Source organism: Actinophytocola sp. (genome assembly GCF_045807065.1).
In the GTDB taxonomy this organism is placed as follows: domain Bacteria; phylum Actinomycetota; class Actinomycetes; order Mycobacteriales; family Pseudonocardiaceae; genus Actinophytocola.
The window spans coordinates 1-7,054 of record NZ_JBJMIE010000778.1 but is presented as its reverse complement, the minus strand read 5'-3'; the positions used below and the strand labels follow the sequence as shown (position 1 = coordinate 7,054).

The 7,054-nt window shown below is 72.9% G+C and carries 7 protein-coding genes and 1 pseudogene; 6 read left to right on the top strand and 2 right to left on the bottom strand.

The features are described 5' to 3' along the window. Positions 1-1,055: HAMP domain-containing protein (locus ACJ73U_RS45380; protein ID WP_407784004.1), on the bottom strand; the 1,055-nt coding region annotated here is incomplete at its 3' end. A 129-nt stretch (positions 1,056-1,184) separates the two neighbouring features. Here ACJ73U_RS45380 and ACJ73U_RS45375 point away from each other — a divergent pair. The 5 genes from ACJ73U_RS45375 (at position 1,185) to ACJ73U_RS45355 (ending at position 5,439) form a co-directional block, all read left to right on the top strand. After that, positions 1,185-3,170: a SpoIIE family protein phosphatase gene (locus ACJ73U_RS45375; RefSeq protein ID WP_407784003.1), complete on the top strand. Its 1,986-nt coding sequence runs from the start codon at positions 1,185-1,187 to the stop codon at positions 3,168-3,170. 28 nt (positions 3,171-3,198) lie between these two features. Further along, the gene (locus ACJ73U_RS45370; protein ID WP_407784002.1) at positions 3,199-3,540 is read left to right on the top strand and encodes an STAS domain-containing protein; all 342 of its coding nucleotides are present in this window, start codon (positions 3,199-3,201) and stop codon (positions 3,538-3,540) included. Between the two features lie 106 nt (positions 3,541-3,646). Next, the gene (locus ACJ73U_RS45365) at positions 3,647-3,919 is read left to right on the top strand and encodes a DUF3040 domain-containing protein (protein WP_407784001.1); all 273 of its coding nucleotides are present in this window, start codon (positions 3,647-3,649) and stop codon (positions 3,917-3,919) included. Positions 3,920-3,985: 66 nt separating this feature from the next. After that, entirely contained in the window at positions 3,986-4,891 is a 906-nt protein-coding gene (locus ACJ73U_RS45360) for an LLM class F420-dependent oxidoreductase (protein WP_407784000.1), read from the top strand. After that, on the top strand, positions 4,888-5,439 hold the full coding sequence (locus ACJ73U_RS45355) for a hypothetical protein (RefSeq protein WP_407783999.1): 552 nt from the start codon (positions 4,888-4,890) through the stop codon (positions 5,437-5,439). Before ACJ73U_RS45360 ends, ACJ73U_RS45355 begins: the two co-directional genes overlap by 4 nt. A gap of 146 nt (positions 5,440-5,585) precedes the next feature. On the opposite strand, the gene ACJ73U_RS45350 is transcribed toward ACJ73U_RS45355, so the two are convergent. Then, a complete protein-coding gene (locus ACJ73U_RS45350; RefSeq protein WP_407783998.1) occupies positions 5,586-6,842 on the bottom strand; it encodes a pyroglutamyl peptidase in 1,257 nt (418 codons plus the stop codon). A 115-nt stretch (positions 6,843-6,957) separates the two neighbouring features. Here ACJ73U_RS45350 and ACJ73U_RS45345 point away from each other — a divergent pair. Continuing rightward, a pseudogene (locus ACJ73U_RS45345) lies at positions 6,958-7,054 on the top strand (metal-dependent hydrolase); the annotation flags it as partial.

Here is a 7,054-nt window from a genome sequence, read left to right as displayed (position 1 = left end):
CGCGTGACCTCGTCCGCGAACGACGACAGCTGGTCCACCATCGTGTTCACGGTGTCCTTGAGGGCCACCATCTCACCGCGCGCGTCGACGGTGATCTTCTGCGACAGGTCGCCCTTCGCGACCGCCGTGGTCACCTGGGCGATGTTGCGGACCTGCTCGGTCAGGTTCGCGGCCAGCTGGTTCACCGCCTCGGTGAGGTCCTTCCAGGTGCCGGCCACGTTCGGCACGGTCGCCTGGCCACCAAGGCGACCCTCGGTGCCCACCTCGCGCGCCACGCGGGTGACCTCGTGCGCGAACACCCGCAGCGTGTCGGTCAGCGAGTTGATGGTCTCGGCCAGCTCCGCGATCTCGCCGCGGGCACTCACCGTGATCTTGCGGGAGAGGTCACCCTGCGCGATGGCCGTCGCGGTCGACGAGATCGACCGCACCTGGTTGGTGAGGTTGGACGCCATGGTGTTCACCGAGTCGGTCAGCGCCCGCCAGGTGCCGGACACGCCGTGCACATCCGCCTGACCACCGAGCTTGCCCTCCGTACCCACCTCGCGGGCCACGCGGGTGACCTCCACGGCGAACGAGGACAGCTGGTCCACCATCGTGTTCACGGTTCGCCCGATGCGGTTGAACTCACCACGCAGGGGGCGGCCCTCGATCTCCAGCGCCATGTGCTGGGAGAGGTCACCCTCCGCGACGGCCGCGATCACGCGGGCGATCTCCGAAGTCGGCCGGGCGAGGTCGTCGATCAGCGAGTTGACCGCCGCCGCGCCGGACGCCCACGACCCGTCGAACTGGTCCTCGTCCATCCGCTCGAGCATGCGGCCCTCACGACCGACCACCCGGCTGATCCGCAGCAGGTCACGGTTGCGGCGCTCCTGCAGCTCGGCGAGCGCGTTGAAGCCGTCCACGACCTGGCCGACGAGGCCACCGCCGCGCCGGGTGAGCCGCACGTCGAACGAGCCCTGGCGCGCGCTGGCCAGCGCCGCGACCAGCTCGTTGAGCAGGCCGTCGAGGTCGCCCTGCTCGTCATGCTCGACGGCCGTGACTTCCGGGGCTGCCATGGGCCCTCCACTCGGTTCGCGCTGCGTCCGGCGCTCACTCCAAGCTCCGTTCAATGGGAGTCTAGGCGGCTGGGCCCCTGGTAAAGAGTGCCCGGGCGGGTACAGTGCGGCACCAGGCAGACTCTGGACGTGATCTCGCGACGAGCCCAGTTCCCCGGAGACGCCGGCGCCCCCAGTGCGGCACGCCGCTTCGTGCGGGCGGTGCTGGCCAAGGCGAGACGCGAGGACCTGGTCGACGACGCCGTGTTGCTCGCCAGCGAGCTGTGCGAGAACGCGGTGCTGCACGCCGGGACCGGGTTCACGATCGAGCTGGTGGTGGCCGACGGCGGCGCGGTGACGGTCACCGTCACCGACCAGGGGCCGGCGCCGATGGAGCTGCGCAGGGCCGGCGCGCCGGCGCGGGCCAGGGAGGACCCCGGCGGGCGCGGGCTCTCGCTCGTCGACGCCGTCGCCGACGCGTGGGGCAGCCGGCACGACCGGCACGGCCACCACATCTGGTTCACGCTCGGCCTGCTGACGCCGCCACCGCGCGCCCGGCTCGGCGAGCCCCCGGCGTCCTGGCCGGACCCCGACGAGGCCCGCTGGCTGCTGTACCTGCCGATGGCCGAGGACCTGTCGCCGCGGGTGGCGGTGACCGAGCTGGTCCGACGGCTCTGCGACGTGCTGGGTGCCTCGGGCGCCACGGTGCTGCTCGAAGGCGGGAACGGGACCGAGGAGCTGGCCGCCTACGGCGACCACGCGAGGGACGCGGTGGTCGTCACGCAGCTGCCCCTCACCCCGCCCAGGACCGGCCGCCTGGTCGTGCACGGCGACGAGTCGCTGGTCACGCCCACCTCGTCCGAGCTGGCCCAGCTCACGGCGCTGCGCATCACCATGGTCGTCGAGGCCGACCAGCAGCACAGCGCCGACCGCGAACGCTGGCTGTGGATGACCTACCTGGCCGAGGCCACGGAGATGTTCTCCAACTCCCTCGACGTGCGGCTCACCGCGGCGATCGTGCCGCAGGTGCTGGTGCCTCGGCTCGGCCGGTGGTGCGCGCTGCACCTGCTCGACGAGCGTGGCCAGCTGCGGCTGGAGGCGATGACGCACGTCGACGAGGACGTCCTGACCGACCTGCGGACCGAGCTGGCCCCGCTCGCCAAGCCGGACGGCGCGCTGTGCGTGCTGCTCGACGACGGCGGCGACGCCGCGGCCCTCGGCGCGCCCTTCGACGGGGTCGCGATGCCGCTGCGGGTCGGCGGCCGGGCCCTCGGCACGATCAGCGTCGGCCGCCGGACGGGTGAGCGTGCGCACCGGCCGGAGGAGATGCTGATCCTCACCGAGCTCGCGCGGCGGGCGGCGCAGGCGATCGACAACGCGCAGCGGGACAGCGCGCACGTCTCGACGTCCCAGGCGCTCCAGCAGGCGCTGCTGCCCCGGGCGCTGCCCCAGGCGGAGGGCATCGAGTTCGCGGCGGCGTACCTGCCGGAGAGCACGGGCGCGGACGTCGGCGGCGACTTCTACGACGTGCTGGCGCTCGGTCCGGACCGCTGGTTCGCGGTGGTCGGCGACGTGTGCGGCAAGGGCCCGCGCGCGGCCGCCCGCACCGGGCTCGTGCGGGACGTGCTGCGCGTGCTGCTGCGCGACGGCCAGCCGCTCGACCGGACCTTCGAGCTGCTCAACGAGATGATGCTGGAGGCGGGCGACCCGTCGCAGTTCGCGACGGTGGCGCTGGCGATGTTCACCCGCCGGCGGACCGATCCGCCGTCGGTCGAGGTGGAGCTGGTGCTGGCCGGGCACGAGCAGCCGGCGCTCGTCTACGCCGACGGCAACGTCTCCTACCTCGGCACCCACGGCAGCGCGGTGGGGCTGGTGCGCAAGTTCGCGGTGCACCCGACCCGACACATGCTGCTGGCCGGCGACGCGCTGGTCTTCTACACCGACGGGGTGACCGAGCACCGGCGCGGCGCGGAGCTGTTCGGGCAGGGCAGGCTGGCCAAGGCGTTGCGGCGGGCCGGCAACCGCACCGGCGACGGCCTGATCACGGCCGTGCGCCAGGCCGTGGACGACTTCTCCGTCGAGCCGCATCGCGACGACATCGCTATCGTTGCGGTGCGGGTGCCCCATGGTGACTAGCACCGCCAACTCCCATAGGCTTCGGGCTGTGTCCAACCCAGTCGAGCTGCGGACCGACCGGCCCGCGCCGAACTGCGTCGTGTTGTCGGTGCTGGGTGAGATCGACCTGTTCACGGTGCCGAACCTGGAAGCGGCCATCGCGGAGCACGTGGCCGCCGTGCCCTACCTCGTGGTCGACCTGTCCCAGGTGACGTTCTTCGGTTCCCTCGGCCTGTCGGCCCTCCTGCGCGCGACGACCATGGCCGGGGACCGGGGCACCCAGCTGCTGCTGGTCACCGGCGAGCGAGTGCGGCGCACGATGGACGTCACGCAGACCGCGGAGCTGTTCGCCGTGCACGACTCGGTCGAGGACGCACTGCGTTCCTGCTAGAAAACCCTGTCCCGCGCGTTTTTTCCGGCCCGACATGGGGGTACTCCCCCGGCAACAGAAGAGCGCGGGCGGTGGGTGCCCGGCCGGTACAGCGTGGGAGTCCGCCATGCTCAGTCATGACGAGGGCCGCCAACTCCGAGCGATCGAGCGGTGGCTCGAGGAATCGGACCCCCGACTGTCCCGGATGTTGCGCGACCACGAGGCACCCGAACGCAGGTGGCAGCGCACGGCCGTGCGGCTCGCGGTCGACGTGACCGGAGGGCTGCTCGTCGTGTTCGGTGTGTTCGCCGCCACCATCGCCGTGCTGGTGCTCGGCGTGCTCGTGCTGGCGGCGGGGGCCTGCCTGCACCTGGCCTCGCGGAGCCCGCGGACCGCGTAGTCCCCCTGGGCGAACCACCCGGAGCGCCGATGAGCGCCGCGCGCTGGTAGGACCAGAATGGCTGTCATGGATCTCCGCATCATGACCGAGCCGCAGCAGGGTGCCTCCTACCACACGCAGCTGGCGCTGGCCAGGGCAGCCGAGGCGGCCGGGTTCAGCGGCTACTTCCGCTCCGACCACTACCTGACCATGTCCGGCGACGGCCTGCCCGGCCCGACCGACGCGTGGATCACCCTGGCCGGCCTGGCCCGCGAGACGTCCACGCTCCGGCTCGGCACGATGCTGACCGCGGCGACCTTCCGGCTGCCCGGCGTGCTCGCGATCCAGGTCGCGCAGGTGGACCAGATGTCCGGGGGGCGGATCGAGCTCGGCCTCGGCGCCGCCTGGTACGAGGCGGAGCACCGCGCGTACGGCATCCCGTTCCCGTCCGCGCGGCTGGCCCGGCTGGAGGAGCAGCTGGCCATCGTGACCGGCATGTGGGCGACGCCGACCGGCGAGACGTTCAGCTACGACGGCAGGTACTTCCAGCTCAGCGACTCCCCCGCCCTGCCCAAGCCGGTCCAGTCTCCGGTCCCGATCATCGTCGGCGGCACCGGTCCGGCGAAGACCCCGGCCCTCGCGGCGAAGTACGCGCACGAGTTCAACGTCCCGTTCGCGTCCGTGGCCGACACGAAGGCACAGTTCGAGCGCGTCCGCGCGGCGGCGGACGGCCGCGAGCTGACCTACTCGGCGGCGGTCACCACGTGCGTCGGCAAGGACGACGCCGACGTCGCGCGTCGGGCCGCCGCCACCGGCCGCGGTGTCGAGGACCTCAGGGCCAACGGTGCCGCGGGCACGCCCGCGGAGGTGGTCGAGAAGCTGTCGCGGTTCGCCGAGGCAGGCGCGTCCCGCGTCTACCTCCAGCTGCTGGACATGACGGATCTGGACCACGTGGACCTGATCGCGTCGGAGGTTCGGCCCCAGCTCACGTGAGGGGGCCGGCAGCCGTCGGCGACGCCTGGCACGTCGGCATCGTCACCGTCGCCGTGGAGGACACGCGGGCGGTGCTCGACGTGTTCGGGATCCCGGGCCGGCGGCGGTTCCACACGGGGCGGATGCTGGTGCCGGGCGGGGTCACCTACCTGGTCGCCGCCCCGCCCGCCGACACGGACGGTGTCGCCGCGACCCTCACCGAGCTGTGCACGCGGTACGACCCGCCGGTCCTCGCGCAGGTGGGCGGCGACCGCGGCTCCCGTGACGTGCTGGTCAGGTGCGCGCGGGAGCCGGTCGAGAGTGCGGTCGACGCGTTCTTCGCCGCGGCGGGCGAACCGGCCGGGTTGCCCGGTTTCCGCGGCGACACGCCGTTCCTGGTGCGCCGGTCGGTCCGCGACGGCGGGGACCTGCCCCGGTTCTGCGCGACGGCCACCAGGCGCCGCGGCGGGAAACCCCTTGCCTGGGCGGTGGTCCACGGCGGCACGGCGCGTGAGGCCGCCCAGACCTTGCGGTACCTGGTCACCTACCTGCGGCCGCGCATGCCCTGACGGTGCCATCAGGGCGTTGCGGCCTGTCCCCATGAATCCTTGGGCGAGGTCTTCCCGCGACCCGTAGCTACCTCAGGGGGAACGTGACGGCACTCAGCCACGATCCCCCTCGGCACCCGCACCATCGCGGGCCACGCAACCAACACTCAGGAACTCGGGGAGGCGGGACTGGCGCCTGCCGCGACCACCAGCACCGCGCGGACCTGGTTGATGATGTCCAGCTGGTTGGTCTCGAAGGTCGGGTCGGTCAGCTCGGTCGTGTTGTCCGCCGCGAACTGCAGTACCGGGGTGTGCAGGTGGCCGCCCGGGATGTGCAGGCCCAGCGCGTCGCGGAGCAGCGTCGCCCGGTAGGCGATCTCGTTGGACAGGTAGTCGCCGCCGCCCCCGGCGCGGGCCACCGAATCCGGCGTCGGGCCGGTCGGGGAGACCACCGGGGTGGTCTGGCCCGCCGGGATCTCCGTGACCTCCGTGTGGTCGAACACCGGGAAGCGGCCGGTCGGCGCGGCCACGATCGCGGCGTAGGGCAGCGTCGTGGGCACGAACTCCGGCGCGGGCGTCACCGTCGGCACGCCGGCCGGGATCGGGATCACGCCCGTGCGCGAGATGTTGTCGTTGTCGGGGAAGCCGCCTCGCCAGCGGCCGTTGTAGCGCTCCACGTCGAACCTGCCGACGCGGCCCTGGCTGATCGTGGTGAACATGTCCACGCGCTTCAGCCACGGCTCGAACGTCCGCTCCACCACGCCCGCCGCGAACGGGTCCCACAGCACCGGGAACACCGCGGTCTCGATCCGCGCGGGGCCGGCCGCGGTCTCGATCACCGTGCCGTCCAACGCCAGCGCCGCCGCGCCGGACGGGTTGCTGCGCCTGATGTCCAGGTCCAGCTGGAACGGGTCGAAGCCGCTGACCAGGATCCGCCGCACGTGCCCCGGGTAGCCGATCGAGTCCTGACCGCGCGAGGACCTCTCGAGGGTGTCGATCAGCCCGGCGCGGGCCTCGGCGCTCAGCGGGAACGACGGCGTCCACTGCCGCAGCGCCTTCGTCAGCTGCAGCCGCGCCCAGTACAGCGGCCGGTCGTCGGTCACGGGCAGCGTGCCGGCCGGCAGCCGGCCCTGCGCCCGCGCGACGGCCGCCTCCCACAGCACCCGGCCCTGCGCCCTGACCGCCGCGGTGGCGAGCCGGGCGTTCGGCAGGGCGCACAGCGACGGCGTGAAGAGCCGCCCGAAGCGGTCGAAACCACTGCGCAGCAACACCTCCTGCGGCTTGGGCAACGCGAGGCGCTGCTCGGAGACCGTCAGCGGCGCGGTGGCGTCGGCGCAGGTCGGGGTGGCGGCGGCGGTCACGGCGGGGACGAGCGTGCCGGTCAGTCCGAGCAGGGCGGCCGCGAGCAGGGTTCGGGCTCTCATGCGGCCCATCCTCGCGAGCGCGTCGACCGCCGGCAAGGGATCGGCGCGCCGCCGACGTTCACACGCGTTCACACCCCATACTCGATCTTCGAACGACACGAGGGGGACGCAGCCGATGATGGGCCGCACGCATGCGCTGACCGGCTGGTGCGCGGGGCTCGGGGTGGCGAAGTTCATCGGCCTCACGTCGATCGAGCAGGCCGTGCTGTTCG

What these genes read in the sequence shown, in the direction of transcription:
- ACJ73U_RS45365 (WP_407784001.1), top strand. Translation starts at nt 3,647, where the DNA reads ATGCTCAGTCATGACGAGGGCCGCCAACTCCGAGCGATCGAGCGGTGG.
- ACJ73U_RS45350 (WP_407783998.1), bottom strand. Translation starts at nt 6,842, where the DNA reads ATGAGAGCCCGAACCCTGCTCGCGGCCGCCCTGCTCGGACTGACCGGC.
- ACJ73U_RS45360 (WP_407784000.1), top strand. Translation starts at nt 3,986, where the DNA reads ATGGATCTCCGCATCATGACCGAGCCGCAGCAGGGTGCCTCCTACCAC.